General features: G+C 70.2%; 11 protein-coding genes. 8 read left to right on the forward strand and 3 right to left on the reverse strand.

All coding sequences use genetic code 11. The annotated features are described in order from the left end of the window. The first annotated feature begins 465 nt into the window (after positions 1-465). From ACIA8X_RS40535 to ACIA8X_RS40560, 6 genes are all read left to right on the forward strand, one after another. Positions 466-2,253, forward strand: a complete 1,788-nt coding sequence (locus tag ACIA8X_RS40535) for a copper resistance protein CopC (protein ID WP_399460410.1) — start codon at positions 466-468, stop codon at positions 2,251-2,253. Positions 2,254-2,483: 230 nt separating this feature from the next. After that, on the forward strand, positions 2,484-3,797 hold the full coding sequence (locus ACIA8X_RS40540; RefSeq protein WP_393456126.1) for an ABC transporter substrate-binding protein: 1,314 nt from the start codon (positions 2,484-2,486) through the stop codon (positions 3,795-3,797). Continuing rightward, positions 3,794-4,771 (forward strand): carbohydrate ABC transporter permease, encoded by a 978-nt coding sequence (locus ACIA8X_RS40545; RefSeq protein ID WP_399460411.1) that lies wholly within the window; start codon positions 3,794-3,796, stop codon positions 4,769-4,771. Before ACIA8X_RS40540 ends, ACIA8X_RS40545 begins: the two co-directional genes overlap by 4 nt. Continuing rightward, positions 4,768-5,652, forward strand: a complete 885-nt coding sequence (locus tag ACIA8X_RS40550; protein WP_399460412.1) for a carbohydrate ABC transporter permease — start codon at positions 4,768-4,770, stop codon at positions 5,650-5,652. Before ACIA8X_RS40545 ends, ACIA8X_RS40550 begins: the two co-directional genes overlap by 4 nt. Positions 5,653-5,723: 71 nt before the next feature. Further along, on the forward strand, positions 5,724-7,040 hold the full coding sequence (locus ACIA8X_RS40555; protein WP_399460413.1) for a glycoside hydrolase family 36 protein: 1,317 nt from the start codon (positions 5,724-5,726) through the stop codon (positions 7,038-7,040). After that, positions 7,037-9,094, forward strand: coding sequence for a beta-galactosidase (locus ACIA8X_RS40560; protein ID WP_399460414.1), 2,058 nt, complete (start codon positions 7,037-7,039; stop codon positions 9,092-9,094). The genes ACIA8X_RS40555 and ACIA8X_RS40560 overlap by 4 nt, the downstream gene beginning before the upstream one ends. 136 nt (positions 9,095-9,230) lie before the next feature. Here the strand turns inward: ACIA8X_RS40560 and ACIA8X_RS40565 are convergent, their stop codons facing one another. The 3 genes from ACIA8X_RS40565 to ACIA8X_RS40575 form a co-directional block, all read right to left on the reverse strand. Continuing rightward, positions 9,231-9,449: a hypothetical protein gene (locus tag ACIA8X_RS40565; RefSeq protein WP_399460415.1), complete on the reverse strand. Its 219-nt coding sequence runs from the start codon at positions 9,447-9,449 to the stop codon at positions 9,231-9,233. After that, a complete protein-coding gene (locus tag ACIA8X_RS40570) occupies positions 9,446-11,023 on the reverse strand; it encodes an alpha/beta hydrolase (RefSeq protein WP_399460416.1) in 1,578 nt (525 codons plus the stop codon). The genes ACIA8X_RS40565 and ACIA8X_RS40570 overlap by 4 nt, the downstream gene beginning before the upstream one ends. Positions 11,024-11,230: 207 nt before the next feature. Next, positions 11,231-12,025 carry a polysaccharide deacetylase family protein gene (locus tag ACIA8X_RS40575; protein WP_399460417.1) on the reverse strand — a complete coding sequence of 265 codons (795 nt, stop codon included), beginning with the start codon at positions 12,023-12,025 and terminating at the stop codon, positions 11,231-11,233. A gap of 250 nt (positions 12,026-12,275) precedes the next feature. On the opposite strand from ACIA8X_RS40575, the gene ACIA8X_RS40580 reads away from it, so the two are divergent. Then, complete coding sequence (locus tag ACIA8X_RS40580; RefSeq protein WP_399460450.1) at positions 12,276-13,406, forward strand: hypothetical protein; 1,131 nt, start codon at positions 12,276-12,278, stop codon at positions 13,404-13,406. Between the two features lie 102 nt (positions 13,407-13,508). Beyond that, on the forward strand, positions 13,509-15,488 hold the full coding sequence (locus ACIA8X_RS40585) for a hypothetical protein (RefSeq protein WP_399460418.1): 1,980 nt from the start codon (positions 13,509-13,511) through the stop codon (positions 15,486-15,488).

Below are 15,488 nucleotides of genomic sequence, written 5' to 3' on the forward strand. Positions count from 1 at the left end.
AGCCGGTGGCCGTTCATCTATGCGGGCATCAGCCAGAAGCCGGAGCAAACCCCCGGATCAGGTCGAACCCGTACACCACTTCCCTGGACGCAACCCACCGCAACAGCCGAGAGAAGGCTCAGGGCGGCCAGAGTTCGGCGAAACATGTCACTTCTCCCAGAGGTGGCGTGATACCGGTGGCCGGGCTTGCATGCCGCACCGCGGGTAACCGCGTCGTTCGCAGCTGTTGCGATCATGACCGTGCGAGCGACCCATGCAAAGCGATTCCTCAGGTTCTGAGGGGAACTTGAGGCTTGCGCGATCCAATGAGCGAAACCACCGCCGGGCGCTGAGCCCGAAGGCCTCCCCATCCGTACCTACCCCCGAGGCCTCAAGTCCGACGACGGAGATGTGACACACGTGGGGTGCGATGACCGACGACAACCGCGGCGCCGATCCAGCGGACGGCGGGGGCTTCAACGGCTGGTGCTGCTGGGCACCCTGCTGGTCCTGTTCCTCCTCGGTGGCACAGGACCCGCGTCGGCCCACGCGGCCCTCCGTTCCACCGACCCCGGGGACGGAAGCCTCCTCCAGTCGGCGCCCCGCCACCTCACCCTGAGCTTCACGGAGTCCGTCGGTCTGCTGGAGGACTCCTTCCGCGTCCTGGACCCGGACGGTCGGAGGCTGCGCACGGGGGAGCCGCAGCACAGTCCGGACAGCAGTGACACCGCCCGGGTCACGCTGCCCTCGAAGCTGGCCCAGGGGACGTACACCGTCGCCTGGCGGGTGGTGTCGGCGGACAGTCACCCGGTCTCCGGAGCGTTCACCTTCTCCGTCGGCAAACGCTCCCTCACGACGGCCACCGTCGACACCGGTCCCACCGAGGACCCGGCGACCAAGAGCCTCTACAACATCGCCCGCTATCTGGCCTACCTCGCCGCCGCCCTGCTCATCGGCACGGCGACGTTCATGGCCGTCTGCCGCCCCCCGGACGCCCCCGTGCTCGCCAGGCTGCTGCGGACCGGCTGGTGGACCCTCCTCGCCACCACCCTGGCCCTGCTGGTGCTGCGCGGCCCGTACGAGTCGGGTGAGGGGCCGTTGGGGGCGCTGAGCGCCGACTCCCTCGGTCGTACCCTGACCAGCCGTCCGGGCGTCGTCCTGCTGGCCCGCCTGGCCCTTCTGCTGGTGGCCGCCGGCTATCTCGTACGACTGTCCAGGCGCCGCCGGCCCTACGGCTGGACCGGCGCCGCCCTCGCCGCGGGCCTCGCCGTGACCTGGGCCGCCGGCGAGCACGCCTCCGCGGGCATCCAGGTGCCGGCGGCGATGACGTCCTCGGCGCTGCACCTGCTCGCCACGGCGGTCTGGCTGGGCGGCCTCACGGCCCTGCTCGTCACGCTGTACCGGGCCCATCTGACGCCGGCCGCCGTCACCCGCTTCTCGCGCCTCGCGTTCGCTTCCGTGACCGTCCTGGTCGTCACCGGCGTCTACCAGTCCTGGCGCGGCCTCGGCTCCTGGGACGCGCTCACCGGCACCACGTACGGCAGGCTCCTGCTCCTCAAGCTGGCCGCGGTGGCCCTGCTCCTCGGGGCGGCGGCCGTGTCCCGCCGCTGGACCGCCCGGCTGGCGACGGGCGACGCGGAAGCGGGAGCGGAGGTGGAGGTGGAAGCGGAGGTGGAGGCGGTCGTACGGGAGAAGGTTCCGGAGTCCGTCGGCGGGCCGCCTCTGCCGGAGTCGCCCGGCGAGGCACCGGAGCCCTCCGCACCGGCTGTGGGCGACGAGGGCACGCGGCACGACCCGCACCGCCGCGCCCTGCGCCGCTCCGTGCTCGCCGAAGTCGCCGTCGGCGCCGCCGTGCTCGCCGTCACCACGATCCTCACCAGCACCCTGCCCGGCCGGGCGCAGGCCGAGGCGGCGGCGCAGGCGCCCGCGGTGATCGGCGCGTCCGTCACCACGGTCCCGTTCGACGTGGGCACCCCGGGCGGCCATGGCAAGGTCCAGATCACCCTCGACCCGGGGCGGGTCGGCGACAACTCCATCGAGGCCCTCGTCTACGGCCCCGACGGGGGCGTCTCCGTCGTCCCCGAGCTGCGTGTCTCCTTCACCCTCCCCGCCAAGGACATCGGCCCCCTCGACGCCGAGCTCACCGACAAGGGCGGCTACTGGGCCAACAGCTTCCTCAACCTGCCCATCGCCGGGAAGTGGGAGATGAAGGTGACCGTGCGGACGTCGGAGGTCGACCAGGTGAGTGAGACCCGGACGGTGGTCGTGCGCTAGCCCCGGTCTCCCGGGAGAGCACGCAGAGCACGTAGAGCACGTTCGAGGGGTTCAAGATCGGTTCGAGATATCGGTCACGTTTCCGAAACAGCGATCGACATCTCTTGACGCATGACCTGACATACGGCTGTTATTGCGCCACCGTGTTCGGTCAAGTTGATTTCTGATCGGTTAAGACGGACTTCGACGAGCCCACCCTCACGATCGAACCCTGCCCTCAGGAGCCGTAGATGCACGACCTCTCCCCCTCCGGTCTCTCCCTCCCCTCGCCCAGCCGACGCACTCTGCTGCGCGGCATAGGCGGCGCCGCCGTACTCGGAGCGGGTGTCCCGCTGCTGAGCGCCTGTGGTGGCAGTGGCACGGCGAGCGATCCGAAGACCGTCACCCTCGGCTCCAAGGCGTCCGACGCCGTGCCGAAGAAGGCGTTCGCGGACATCTACGCGGCCTACAAGAAGAAGTCCGGCATCACGGTCGACGTGAACACCAAGGACTCCAACACCTTCCAGGAGCAGATCAACTCCTACCTCCAGGGCACGCCGGACGACGTGTTCACCTGGTTCGCCGGCTACCGGATGCAGTTCTTCGCGGCCAAGGGACTGGCCACGCCGATCGACGACGTCTGGAAGACCATCGGGGGCAACTTCCCCGAGGCGATGCACAAGCTCAGCAAGGGCGAGGACGGCAAGTACTACTTCGTGCCGCTGTACACCTACCCGTGGGCGATCTTCTACCGGAAGAGCGTCTTCAAGGAGAAGGGGTACGAAGTCCCCACCACGTGGGACGACTTCGTGACGCTGTGCAAGCAGATGAAGAAGGACGGCATCGTCCCGATCGCCTTCGGTGACAAGGACGCCTGGCCCGCGCTCGGCACCTTCGACCAGATCAACTTCCGCCAGAACGGCTACGACTTCCACGTCGAGCTGATGGCCGGCAAGGCCTCCTGGACCGACGCCAAGGTGCGCAAGGTCTTCGACCTGTGGACCGAGATCCTCCCCTACCACCAGGAGGGCGCCACCGGGCGTACCTGGCAGGACGCGGCCCAGACGCTGGCCTCCAAGAAGGCCGGCATGTACCTCCTCGGCACCTTCGTGGCCCAGCAGTTCACCGACAAGGCCGCCCTGGAGGACCTCGACTTCTTCGCCTTCCCGGAGATCGACCCGGCCTACGGCCAGGACACCGTCGAGGCGCCCACCGACGGCTTCATGATGAGCAAGAGCCCGAAGAACAAGGCCCAGGCCGTCAAGCTCCTGGAGTACCTCGGCACCACCGACGCCGAGGACATCTACCTCAAGTCCGACCCCAGCGTGGTCCACGCCGCGACCGGCGCCGACACGTCGTCGTACAGCGCCCTGCAGAAGAAGGCGTACGACATGATCGCCGGCGCCAAGTCCCTGACCCAGTTCATGGACCGCGACAGCCGGCCCGACTTCACCTCCACGGTGATGCAGCCCGCGCTGCAGAAGTTCGTCCGTGACCCCAAGGGCGTCGACAGCCTGCTGTCCTCGATCGAGCGCCAGAAGAAGACGATCTTCGCCGCCTCATGACGACCGACATCACGAAGGAGACCCCGGAGGCGGCCGCCGTGCCGCCTTCGGGCGCTGCCCCCGCCAAGAAGGTGCCGCACGGGCACCGTCGTCTGCTGACCCGCCGCGACCGGATCACCCTCGGTCTGATGGCGGGTCTGCCGACCCTTCTGCACATCGCGCTCGTCTGGGTGACCGCCCTCGCCTCCATCACGCTGGCGTTCACCACCTGGGACGGCATCGGCTTCGACTCGATCAAGTGGGTCGGGCTCGACAACTTCAGGGAACTGTTCACCAACAACCCGCAGTTCTGGCCCGCCGTCGAGCACAACGTCGTCTGGTTCGTCGTGCTGATCGTGATCCCGACCCCGCTCGGCCTGTTCCTGGCCGTGCAGCTGGACAAGAAGATCCGGTTCAGCAGGGTGTACCAGACCGCGTTCTTCCTGCCCGTCGTGCTGTCGATGGCCGTCATCGGGTTTGTGTGGCAGCTGATCTACAACCCGGACACGGGCCTGATCAACAGCCTCATCGGGGCCAACGAGCCCGGCAAGTACATCGACTGGATCGGTGACCCGGACCTCAACCTCTGGGCGATCCTCGTCGCCGCGTCCTGGCGGCACGCCGGCTACATGATGATCCTGTACCTGGCCGGTCTGAAGGGCGTCGACCCGTCGCTGCGGGAGGCCTCCGCGCTCGACGGCGCGAACGAGTGGCAGACGTTCAAGAACGTCATCTTCCCGACGCTGCGGCCCACCAACACCGTCGTCCTGGTCGTCACCATCATCGAGGCGTTGCGCGCCTTCGACCTGGTCTTCGTCTTCAACAAGGGCGCCGAGGGCACCGAGTTGCTCTCGATCCTGGTCACCAACAACATCATCGGCGAGTCCAGCCGCATCGGATACGGCTCCGCCATCGCGGTCGTCCTGCTGCTGATCTCCCTCGTCGTGATCATCCCCTACCTGGTGGCCACCTTCCGGAAGGAGCGGCGCGCATGAGCATCAACGCCATGACCAAGCCCCGTACGCCCGTCCGCCCCGCCCGGATCCTGCTCCACCTCTTCCTCGCCGGCGCGGCGCTGGCCTGGGTCGCCCCGCTGGCGTGGGCGATCTACGCGGCGCTGCGGCCGTACGCGGAGACGAGCGAGAAGGGATACGTGTCCTGGCCGGACACGCTGAACTTCGACAACTTCATCAACGCGTATCAGCAGTCGGACATGAGCCACTACTTCGTCAACACGATGATCATCGCCGTCCCGGCGGTGCTGGTGACGCTGTTCCTGTCCTCGATGGTCGCGTTCTACGTCAGCCGCTTCGACTTCCGCGTCAACCTGGCGCTGCTGCTGGTCTTCACGGCGGGCAACCTGCTCCCGCAGCAGGTCATCATCACCCCGCTGTACCGCCTGTACCTGCTGATCGACCTGCCCGGCATCACCATGAGCGGCAAGCTCTACGACTCCGCGCTCGGGCTCGTCCTCATCCATGTCGCGTTCCAGTCGGGCTTCTGCGCCTTCGTGCTCAGCAACTACATGCGCACGCTGCCGCACGAGCTGACCGAGGCCGCGCTGGTGGACGGCGCCTCGGTGTGGCGGCAGTACTGGCAGATCGTGCTGCCGCTGTGCCGTCCGGCGATGGCGGCCCTGGCGACGTTGTTGTCCATCTGGATCTACAACGACTTCTTCTGGGCCCTGGTGCTGATCTCGACCGGCGAGAACATGCCGATCACCTCGGCGCTGAACAACCTCTCCGGCGCGTACTTCACGGACCCGAACCTGGTGGCCGCGGGCGCCCTGCTCACCGCGATCCCCACGTTGATCGTGTACTTCGTGCTCCAGCGGCAGTTCGTCAGCGGTCTGACGCTGGGCGCCAACAAGGGCTGACGGCCCTCGACACCAAGGGCTGCCGGCTCCCTTCATGAGGCCGGCAGCCCCCTTTCTTGAAAGAGACACCCGTGCACCACCCCTTCACCCCCGTCGCCTCCGTGCCCGTGGACGCCGTCAACGCCCGCGTCCACGAGGAGGGCTGGCAGTCCTGGAGCCCCAGTGGCTCCTACGCCCTCGGCGAGAAGCCGTACCGCCCGACCAACGACAACTGGGCGACGGTCTGCTACCGCCCCGGCGTCACCGTCCCCGAGGGCGCCTTCCAGGGCGAGGGCCTGCTGGCGCTCGACCCCGGCGACGGCTCACCGGTCCGCCTGTGGGCGGCGACGGACCCGCTGACCGAGGTCCCCTCCGTCCGGCTGGTCGTGACGGACGGCGTGGCTCAGGTCAGCGCCGACGGCCCGGTGAAGGAGTGGACGGGCGCCACCGTCCAGTCGGTGCTGGGCGAGTGGGCCGACAGCCTCCAACTCCCGGCACCCAGCCCCGCTCCCACCGTCTGGTGCTCCTGGTACGAGTACTTCACCGCCGTCACCGAGGACGACATCCACGAGAACCTCCGTGCGATGGACACCCTCGACCTGCCCATCGACGTCGTCCAGATCGACGACGGCTACCAGAAGGCCCTCGGCGACTGGCTCACCCTCTCCGGCCGCTTCCGCTCCCGTGCGGGCATCGCGGACGCGATCAGGGCGCGGGGCCGCCGGGCGGGCATCTGGACGGCGCCCTTCCTCGTCGACCCCGCGAGCGACCTGGCCGCCGAGCACCCCGAGTGGCTGGTCCGCACCGCCGACGGCGACTTCGCGCACGCCGGCCGCAACTGGGGCCACGACCTGCGCGTCCTGGACACCACGCACCCCGAGGCGGCGGCGTATCTGACGGACGTCTTCCGGACGCTGCGCGCCGAGGGCTACGACTACTTCAAGGTGGACTTCCTCTACGCGGGCGCGCTGGAGGGCGTACGGCACGACGCGGAGTCGGACGCGCTGACTGCGTATCGCGAAGGCATCCGGCTGATCCGGGACGCGATCGGCGAGGACGCCTACCTGCTGGGCTGCGGCGCGCCCCTGCTCGCCTCCATCGGCCTGTTCGACGCGATGCGGGTCAGCCCCGACACGGCCCCGCACCGCCGCCCCGAGGCCGACGACTACAGCCAACCCGGGCAGGACCCCGCCGAGTTCACCGGCGTCGGCCGTCAGTGGCAGCACGGCCGCTTCTGGATCAACGACCCCGACTGCCTGATGGCGCGCCCGGCGGTGGAGACCCGCGAGCGGTGGGCCGCGCACGTCGAGGCGACGGGCGGCCTGATGGCGTCCAGCGACCGGCTGCTGTCGCTGGACACGTGGGGCGTGGAGACGACGCGCCGGCTGCTGTCGGGGGACGCCCGATGACGCGCGAGCTTTCAAGCGAGCCCTCCCGCGAGCCTTCCCGCGAGCGTTCCCGCGGGCTTTCGGTGGAGGGCATCGCCTACGGCGGTGACTACAACCCCGAGCAGTGGCCCGAGGAGGTCTGGGCCGAGGACGTACGCCTCATGCGCGAGGCGGGCGTGAACATGGTCAGCGTCAACATCTTCTCGTGGGCGCTGCTGGAGCCGCGCGAGGGCGAGTACGACTTCTCGCGCCTCGACCGCATCCTCGCCCTGCTCCACGAGAACGGCATCGCCGCCGACCTGGCCACCCCGACGGCCGCGCCCCCGGCGTGGTTCTTCAGGGCCCACCCCGAGGCGCTGCCGGTGGACAAGGACGGGCGCGGACTGTCGTACGGCAGCCGCCAGACGTTCTGCCCGTCGAGCCCCGCCTACCGCGAGGCGGCCCTGCGTATCGCGGGCGCACTCGCCCGGCGCTACGCCGACCACCCGGCGGTGGTGATGTGGCACATCCACAACGAGTACGGCTGCCACAACGCCGAGTGCCACTGCGACGAGAGCGCGGCGGCCTTCCGGCGCTGGCTGCGGGCGCGGTACGGCGACGACCTGGCCGCCCTCAACGACGCCTGGGGCACCACCTTCTGGAGCCAGTGGTACTACGACTGGGACGAGATCATCCCGCCCCGCCCCACGGGCGCCGTCCCCAACCCCACCCACCAGCTGGACTGGCGCCGCTTCTGCAGCGACGCACTGCTGTCGCTGTACGAGGCGGAGCGCGAGGTGCTGCTGGAGGCGGCCCCTGATACCCCCGCCACCACCAACTTCATGGTGATGTACAACTTCGACGCGCTGGACTACTGGCGCTGGGCCCCGAAGCTGGACGTCGTCTCCAACGATCACTACCTCCAGTCCGCCGACCCCGAGTCGCAGATCGACATCGCGCTCAGCGGCGACCTGGTGCGCTCCCTCGCGGGCGGCCCGTGGCTGCTGATGGAGCACTCGACGGGCGCGGTCAACTGGCAGCCGGTGAACCGGGCGAAGGGCCCTGGCGAGCTCCGGCGGAACGCGCTCGCCCATGTCGCGCGCGGCGCGGACGGCATCGCCTACTTCCAGTGGCGCGCGGCGAAGGCGGGCGCCGAGCAGTGGCACTCGGCGATGCTCCCGCACGCGGGCACGGACAGCCAGATCTGGCGTGACGTCGTCCGACTGGGCGCCGACCTGCGGGCGCTCGGCGAGGTACGCGGCGCCGTCGGCACGGCCCAGGTGGCCATCGTCTGGGACTGGAACGCCCGCTGGGCGATGGAACTCCCGTCCCAGCCGAGCGAGTCGCTGCGCTTCCAGGACCTGGTGCGTGCCTGGTACGAGCCGCTGTGGCGGGCGGGCGTCGCGGTGGACTTCGTACGCCCGGACGCGGATCTGTCGGCCTACCGGGTGGTGCTGGCCCCCTCGCTGTACCTGGTGGACGACGAGGGCGCGGCGAACCTGGTGTCCTTCGCGTCGGACGGCGGCACGCTGGCGGTGGGCTTCCACAGCGGGGCGGTGGACGAGAACTGCCATGTCCGGCTGGGCGGTTACCCGGGCGCGTTCCGGGAGGCGCTGGGGGTGCGGACCGACGAGCTGTTCCCGCTGCTGCCCGGGGAGTCGGTGGGGCTGAGCGGCGGCGGCACAGGGACCCTCTGGTCGGAGCGCGTGCGCCTGGCCGGTGCCGAGCCGGTGGAGTCGTACACGAGCGGCCCGCTGACGGGGGTGCCTGCGGTGACGCGCAACTCCCTTGGTGGGGGCGTCACTTGGTACGTCGCCACGCAGCCGGACGCGGCGACCCTGGCGGGGTTGGTGGACCGCATCCGTACGGAGGCGGGGGTGGAGGCGGTGCGCGCGACCCCTCGGGGCGTCGAGGCGGCCCTGCGCCGTGGGCCCGACGCCGACTACCTCTTCCTGATCAACCACACGGACCGGGATGCCGAGGTGCCCGTCTCCGCGGACGCCACCGAACTCCTCACCGGCAAGGTGACGACGGGCGGTTCGGTGGCCGTCGCGGCGGGGGACGTGGTGGTGGTGCGGGAGCCGCGCGGGGAGTGAGGGACCGGATGCGGCGTCATGCCGTTCAGCCACTGAACGCCATGACGCACGCATCCGGATGGACCCGCAGGCCAGGCCTACACCGGCAACGGGCGTGCGAGGGCCGGAGGTTGAGGGACTGGTGGGCCTGAGTCTGTCACCCGCCGGCCTCGGTCGGCCCGTCCTTCGCCCGGTCGGGGAAGATCAGCCGCACGCCACCGCCGATCACCCCGAAGCAGCTCAGGACGAGGGCGAAGCGGCCGACTCTCGCGGCGCCCGACCAGTCGGACGGTGGCCCGAGCGCCAGCCAGAACGCGACAGCCATCGCCGCCATCACCAGCGTCAGGCCGGTCAGTCGGCGCGCCCCATGACTCATTCGCCGCTGAGACCCGGGATACCGGGCGCCGTCGGCAGCGGCAGCGGATTGGCTCCTGCGCGCTCGCCCGCGGCCGGGGTGGCCTGGCAGGTCACGTCCGTCGCCGGCAGCCTGCCGGTGGTCAGGTAGGCCGTCGCCGTCTTGTCCGCGCAGGACTTGGAGCCGTAGATGCCGTGCCCGACGCCCCCGGCGACCGTGACCATCTTCGCGCCCTTCATGACGCGGCGCAGGCCCTGGCCCGAGGTCAACGGGGTCTGCGGGTCCCACTCGTTCTGCAGGATCAGCGCGCCGACCTTGTTGTCGACCTTCGTGGCGGCCTCACCGCCGGTCTGCTTCCAGAACGCGCACGGCTTGATGTTGGACGCGAAGTCGCCGTACAGCGGGTAGGTGGCCTTGTCCCGGATCGCGTCGGCGCGGTACTGCTCGGGGTCGCGCGGCCAGTCGCGGGTGTCGGCGCAGAGGACGGACCAGAAGGCGGCGTCGCCGTTGTCCTCGGGTGCGGCCCGGCCGAACGTCGGCGGTTGGGGCGTGGGCGTGCCGGTCTTCGGGGCGGCGGACCTGCGGCTTCCCGCCGCCGCCTTCTTCAGCTCGACGACCGACTCTGCGGCGTCGCGCACGCTGAAGAACGTGCCACGGCTGCCGGTGCGGATGTCGTCACCGGTCAGCTTCGTGCCGTCGAGGTCGATCGGCTTGCGGTCGGCCTGGGCGACCAGGTCGTAGAAGGTCTTGCGGACCGCCTCGGGCGTCTCGCCCAGCTTGTAGGTGGAGTTGCGCTCGGCGGTCCACTCGGTCCACCGGGTGAAGGCGGGCTCGCTGCCCTCCGCCCAGACCTGGATCATGCCGCGCCAGATCCGGGCCGGGTCGACAGCGCTGTCCAGCACGAAGCGGTCGGCGCGCCCCGGGAACATCTGCGTGTAGACCGCGCCGAGGTAGGTGCCGTAGGAGTACCCCAGGTAGGAGATCTTCTTCTCGCCGAGCACGGCACGGATCACGTCCATGTCCCGGGCGGTGTTGCGGGTGGTGATGTGGCGCAGCTTGGTGCCCTGCCTGGTGTTGCACTTCTCGGCGACGGTGCGGGCCCACTTCACGTCCTTGGCGAACGTCTCGGCCTTGTACGGCCGTTCCCAGTTCTGCTCGTCGGGCGTCATGCCGCAGCCGACGGGGGAGCTCTGGCCGACGCCTCGCGGGTCGAAGCCGACGAGGTCGTACTTGTTCTTCACGGACTTGGGCAGATCGCTCGCCAACAGCTGCGGCAGGTCGACGCCCGTACCGCCCGGGCCACCCGGGTTGAGCAGGAGCACACCGCGGCGCTCTTCCTTCTTGCTCGTCTTCAGTCGCGATATCGCGAGATCGAGCTTCTTGCCGTTCGGGCGGCTGTAGTCGAGCGGCACCTTGACCGTGGCGCACTGGAAGGCCGCGGGCGTCGACGAGTCACAGCGGTGCCAGGCCGGTTTCTGCTGAACGTACTGACTCAGGGGATTTCCCGCGGCGGATGCCGTGGCCGGTGCGAGCGCGGGTATCAGTGTGGCGACGGTGCCGACCGCTGAGAGAAGGGCTATTCGACTGCTTCGCACGTGCGGAACGTCCTTGGGGTTGATACGGGTGAGACGTACCAACCCTTTCGTGCACAGGACTTGGGCGAATCCATCAGAAGAGTCGAGATCCATCCGACCCTGGAGGGACGGAAGCGGTGACGGATGGTCCCCGAGTCGGACAACCACGAACGGCTCGGCACCGTCCAGCTTCAGCAGATGTCTTGCTCCAGCAGACGTGAGCAGATGTCAGCGCACGGGGAAGCCGAAGGAGTAACCCTGCTCCTTCAGCCACGGCAGGACCTCGCGCAGGGCGGCCACGGTCTGCGAGCGGTCTCCGCCCGCGTCGTGGAAGAGGAGGGTCGGGCCGTTGGAGATCTCGTTCTTGACGGTGGCGACCATGGCCTCGGTGCCGGGCAGTTCGAAGTCCTTGGAGTCGATGTTCCAGCCGAGCGGGCGCATTCCGTGGGACGCGGCGAGGTGGCGGCTGTAGGGGGTGAAGGCACCTCCGGGAGCCCGGTAGTACAGCGGGCGGACGCCCCCGGACGCCTTGGTGATCATGCGTTCGGCGTCCAGGATCTGCTGTGACTGGTAGGCCTCGGACTTGCGGTCCATGGTGACGTCGTGCGAGACCGTGTGGTCACAGAGCCGGTGCCCGGCCGCCACCACGGCCTTCACCAGGTCCGGGTGTGCCTGGGCCTGCGTACCCACCATGCAGAACGTGGCCTTCACACCGCTGTCCCGCAGCACCTGAAGCACCTGAGGGGTCCAGACCGGGTCGGGCCCGTCGTCGATGGTGATGTTGACGCTACGGGCGCCGCCGTCGGAGGCATGGGCGATTTCCGCCGATATCGGCGGCGTCTTCCGGCCCTGCGCCTGGCTGTTCGGCTTGGACGGAGACGCCGAGACGCTCGACTGGCCGGGCTGTCCCTTCGTGGAACCGAGCTGGGTGTTCCAGAGCGAGGTCATGGCGGCCACCGCGGTCACCCCGAGCGCCGCCGCGAGCACCTTGCCGTACCATCCCCGTCCGCCGCTTCGTGCCATGTCTTCTGTTCCTTGCCATTGCTTGTGGGGGTCTTTGCCTCAGGCAAGAGGGCGGAAAGCGGCCGAGGGATCCGTCCGTTACCGATCACGGACAATTCCGCAGGGATATGGCGGTATTCACTTCGGTCACGAAAGAACCTCCCTCGCGGTCCGGCCATCTCAAGAAGGGGTGCACCACCTGTGCGCGTGCGCCCCGTGCGAGACGACCAGGACCGAAGGGAGGGCGAGCGTGCCCGCCATCAGCCAGCGGATGCACCTGGTGCTGCTCGCCGCCTGGACGACCGTGTGGTTCGCCGTGGTCCAGCCGCACGGGGGGTTCTCCTGGCACTATCTGCGCACGGGCGGGGAGCTGCTCTACGCGGGCACGGGCAGGGCGGACGGCGGTCTGGGCCTGTACGCCCACCACCCCGAACTGCAGATGGGCCCGGTCAGCTTTCTGGTGGCGGGGCTGTTCAACCCCTTTTCCGAGTCCGTCGGGCAGTTGCTGGCAGCCGCCCTGATGTCCCTGCTCGGCCTGATCATCGTGGTGGTGGCAGGCCGCAGCGCCGCCTGGCACTTCCTGGGCACCGGGACCAATCACCAACGGCTGCGGCAGCGTGTGCTGATAGCGGGCCTGGCCTTCATCCCGATGTGGATCGAGGTCGCCGTCCGCTTCGGTCACCTCGACGACGTCCTTGCGCTGTTCTTCACGGCCCTGGCCGTACGCTCCCTCACCCGCGGCAACGCGGCCGCGACCGGCATCTTCCTGGCCCTGGCCATGGACTCCAAACCGACCGCGCTGGCCTTCCTGCCGCTGCTGCTCGCGCTGCCGCGAGGGCAGTGGCTGCGCGCGGGCCTGTGGTGCGCGGGTCTGGTCGCGCTCGTCTGGCTGCCGTTCTTCCTGGGCGCCCCGCATTCGTTCGCCGCGGCCGAGTTCACGATCCCCAACCAGCCCGCGTCCGCGCTGCGCTGGCTCGGCGTCGACAATCCGCAGACCCCGCCCTGGGACCGCCCCGCACAGGCCGCGGCGGGTCTGGTGCTGGGGTGCGTCGCCGTCTGGCGAGGCCGCTGGCCCGCCGTCGTCCTGCTCGGCGCCAACGCCCGGATCGCCCTGGACCCCAGCGTCTACACGTACTACACCGCCTCTGTCCTGCTGGGCACCCTGCTGTGGGACGTGATCGGGCAGCGGCGCCTGGTGCCCTGGTGGAGCTGGATCGGCCTGATCACCCTGTACGGCACGGTCTTCGTCGTTCCTGACGACGCGACGCGTGGCCTGATCCGCCTGGGCTTCGTGGTCGTATCCACGTCCTATGTCCTGTTCTGGCCGGTGCGGGACCGGCGCCGACGACACTTCCCGGCGAAGCGGCCGACGCTCGACGTGCCGGAGGAGTCACGTCTCTGACGTGCCACGGGGCCGCGTCGGCCGCACTCGGGACCGGTCCCGTGGGGCCGCCCCCATGCTGGGCGCCGTTGGCGGGCGGCGGACAGCGGGCGGAGGAATCCCATGGCTCGGTCGGAGGTCCCGGCGTGGCTCCAGGACGCCATGGACCGGGAGCTGTACCGGCACAACGCGTTCCGCATCAGCGGGCTGACGGTCACGGCGACGCCGCGCGTGGTGCGGCGTCGGGTCTCCGAGGCCCGCGCGGCCGAGGCACTGGGGGCCGAGCCGACCGGACGCCCGGCGGCGGGGGAGACGCGGTGGTTGCCGCCGGACCCGGTGCCCGACCACATCGCCGTACGAGAGGCACTGCGGCGGCTGGAGGATCCGGTACGGCGGGTCGTGGACGAGTTCTTCTGGTTCTGGCCGCTGCCGGAGACGGACGGGACGGAGTTGGCGCAGGCCCGTAAGGCGTGGGAACGACTGGCCAATTCCCGTGCCGGGGTCGCCGAGGTCGCCGAGGACGCCGACGCCCCGGACGCCCGCAGCATCGCCGTACACAACCTCGCCGTCCTCCACCACGCCGAGGCGCTGGAGGCCAAGGAGTTCTACGGAGTCCGCGGACGCCGGACGCTGTGGGAGCGGGCCTACCGGTACTGGCGCCAGGTGCTGGACGACGACGGCTGCTGGCGCCGGCTGGACGAGCGCATCCGCGTACTCGACGACCCCCGGCTGCGCGCGGTGGACGGCACCGCCCTCAGGGAGGCGCTGCCCGCGGTGCTGCTGGACCTCCACGCGCGGCTCGCGGTGGACGAGGCCCGGCGGAAGAAGGGCGAGGACGCCGCCCTCCAACACGTGTCGCTGATGTGGGGCTTCGCGGTGGACGCCGGCCTGGCGGACGCCGGGGTGGTGAAGGACGGCGTGGTGGATGCCGCCCTGCGCCGGGTCACCGCACCGTTCGCCGCCGCGATCCGGCACCGGACGGAGGCCATACCCGGCCCCGGCGCGGATCCGTCGACACTGGACCGGGCCGCCGACTCCTTGCTGACGGAGACGAGGGCCGACGTCCGGGTGCTGCGCACCGTCCTGGGCGCCGAGCACCCCGTGTCGTCCGACGCGGCCGACGAGGTGGCGACCGCCGTCAACGCCTGCGCCGTCGCCTGCGCGAACAGCCTGTCCGCGAACAAGTCCACCGCCCGCGACCCCCGCGTCAGCAGGGCCGCCGCGCATCTGCGGTCGGCGCGCGTGCTCGCCGCGAGCGGGCACGTACGCTCCCTGGTCGAGCAGAACCTCGCCGTGCTGCTGAGCAACGACATCCTCCTGGACTGCAAGGAGGCGGTGGAGCGCGCCGACCGCTCACCGGGGCGGCGGGCCGTGGAACAGGCGTCCGGGCTGCTGGACACCGTCGAGCCGCGCCTGCGTGAGCTGCGGGAACTGCGCCCGCATGCCCCCGAGACCGACCAGGTCCGCGACGCGGTGGCCATGGCGGCCTGCCGGCTGTATACGGAGTACGTCAACGCCACCCGCGACATCGACAAGGCCCTCCCCGGCTACCGCAGGGTGCTGCCGCTCGCCGCGGGCGAGGAGGCCCGGTCGGTGATCCGGCAGAACATCGACACGCTCACGCGGGCGGCGGCCGGCCCGGCGGTCGTGGGGACCCCGGGCCAGTGCTTCCGCTGCGGCCGGTCGGTGGGCGCGTCCGAGGTGTTGGCCGTCACCGGGGGCGGCTTCACGGACTCGGGAAGCGTCGGGATCCCCTGCTGCGCCGGATGCCGGTACGAGGCCATGGACCTGTTGGACCGGGCCGGGCTCGCACCGGACCCGGACCTTCGGTACGAGGCCGGGTACCGGCCCCTCACGTCACATCACCGGACCGTCTCCGGCCGGGGGGCGTCGGCTCGGTCGGGTGCGGGCCGGCGACGGGGCGGCGGGCCCCTCGCGCTCCTTCTCACACTGATCGCGCTGACAGAGGGGGTCCTGATCGGCGCCGCCCTGCTCGTGGGTCCCGAGACCACTGCCGGGAAGTGGTTGAGCGGCAGCGCCTTCCTCATCGGCACGTTCGTCGTGACCGAGCTCGTGAACCAATGGGAGAACAGGAAGAAGTGA

It is taken from the genome of Streptomyces sp. NPDC051738 (assembly GCF_044453205.1).
GTDB lineage: Bacteria > Actinomycetota > Actinomycetes > Streptomycetales > Streptomycetaceae > Streptomyces.

Bases quoted from the DNA above. Each gene is read 5' to 3' on its own strand.
- ACIA8X_RS40540 (WP_393456126.1), top strand. From the start codon at position 2,484: ATGCACGACCTCTCCCCCTCCGGTCTCTCCCTCCCCTCGCCCAGCCGA.
- ACIA8X_RS40545 (WP_399460411.1), top strand. From the start codon at position 3,794: ATGACGACCGACATCACGAAGGAGACCCCGGAGGCGGCCGCCGTGCCG.
- ACIA8X_RS40550 (WP_399460412.1), top strand. From the start codon at position 4,768: ATGAGCATCAACGCCATGACCAAGCCCCGTACGCCCGTCCGCCCCGCC.
- ACIA8X_RS40560 (WP_399460414.1), top strand. From the start codon at position 7,037: ATGACGCGCGAGCTTTCAAGCGAGCCCTCCCGCGAGCCTTCCCGCGAG.
- ACIA8X_RS40565 (WP_399460415.1), bottom strand. From the start codon at position 9,449: ATGAGTCATGGGGCGCGCCGACTGACCGGCCTGACGCTGGTGATGGCG.
- ACIA8X_RS40575 (WP_399460417.1), bottom strand. From the start codon at position 12,025: ATGGCACGAAGCGGCGGACGGGGATGGTACGGCAAGGTGCTCGCGGCG.
- ACIA8X_RS40580 (WP_399460450.1), top strand. From the start codon at position 12,276: ATGCACCTGGTGCTGCTCGCCGCCTGGACGACCGTGTGGTTCGCCGTG.
- ACIA8X_RS40585 (WP_399460418.1), top strand. From the start codon at position 13,509: ATGGCTCGGTCGGAGGTCCCGGCGTGGCTCCAGGACGCCATGGACCGG.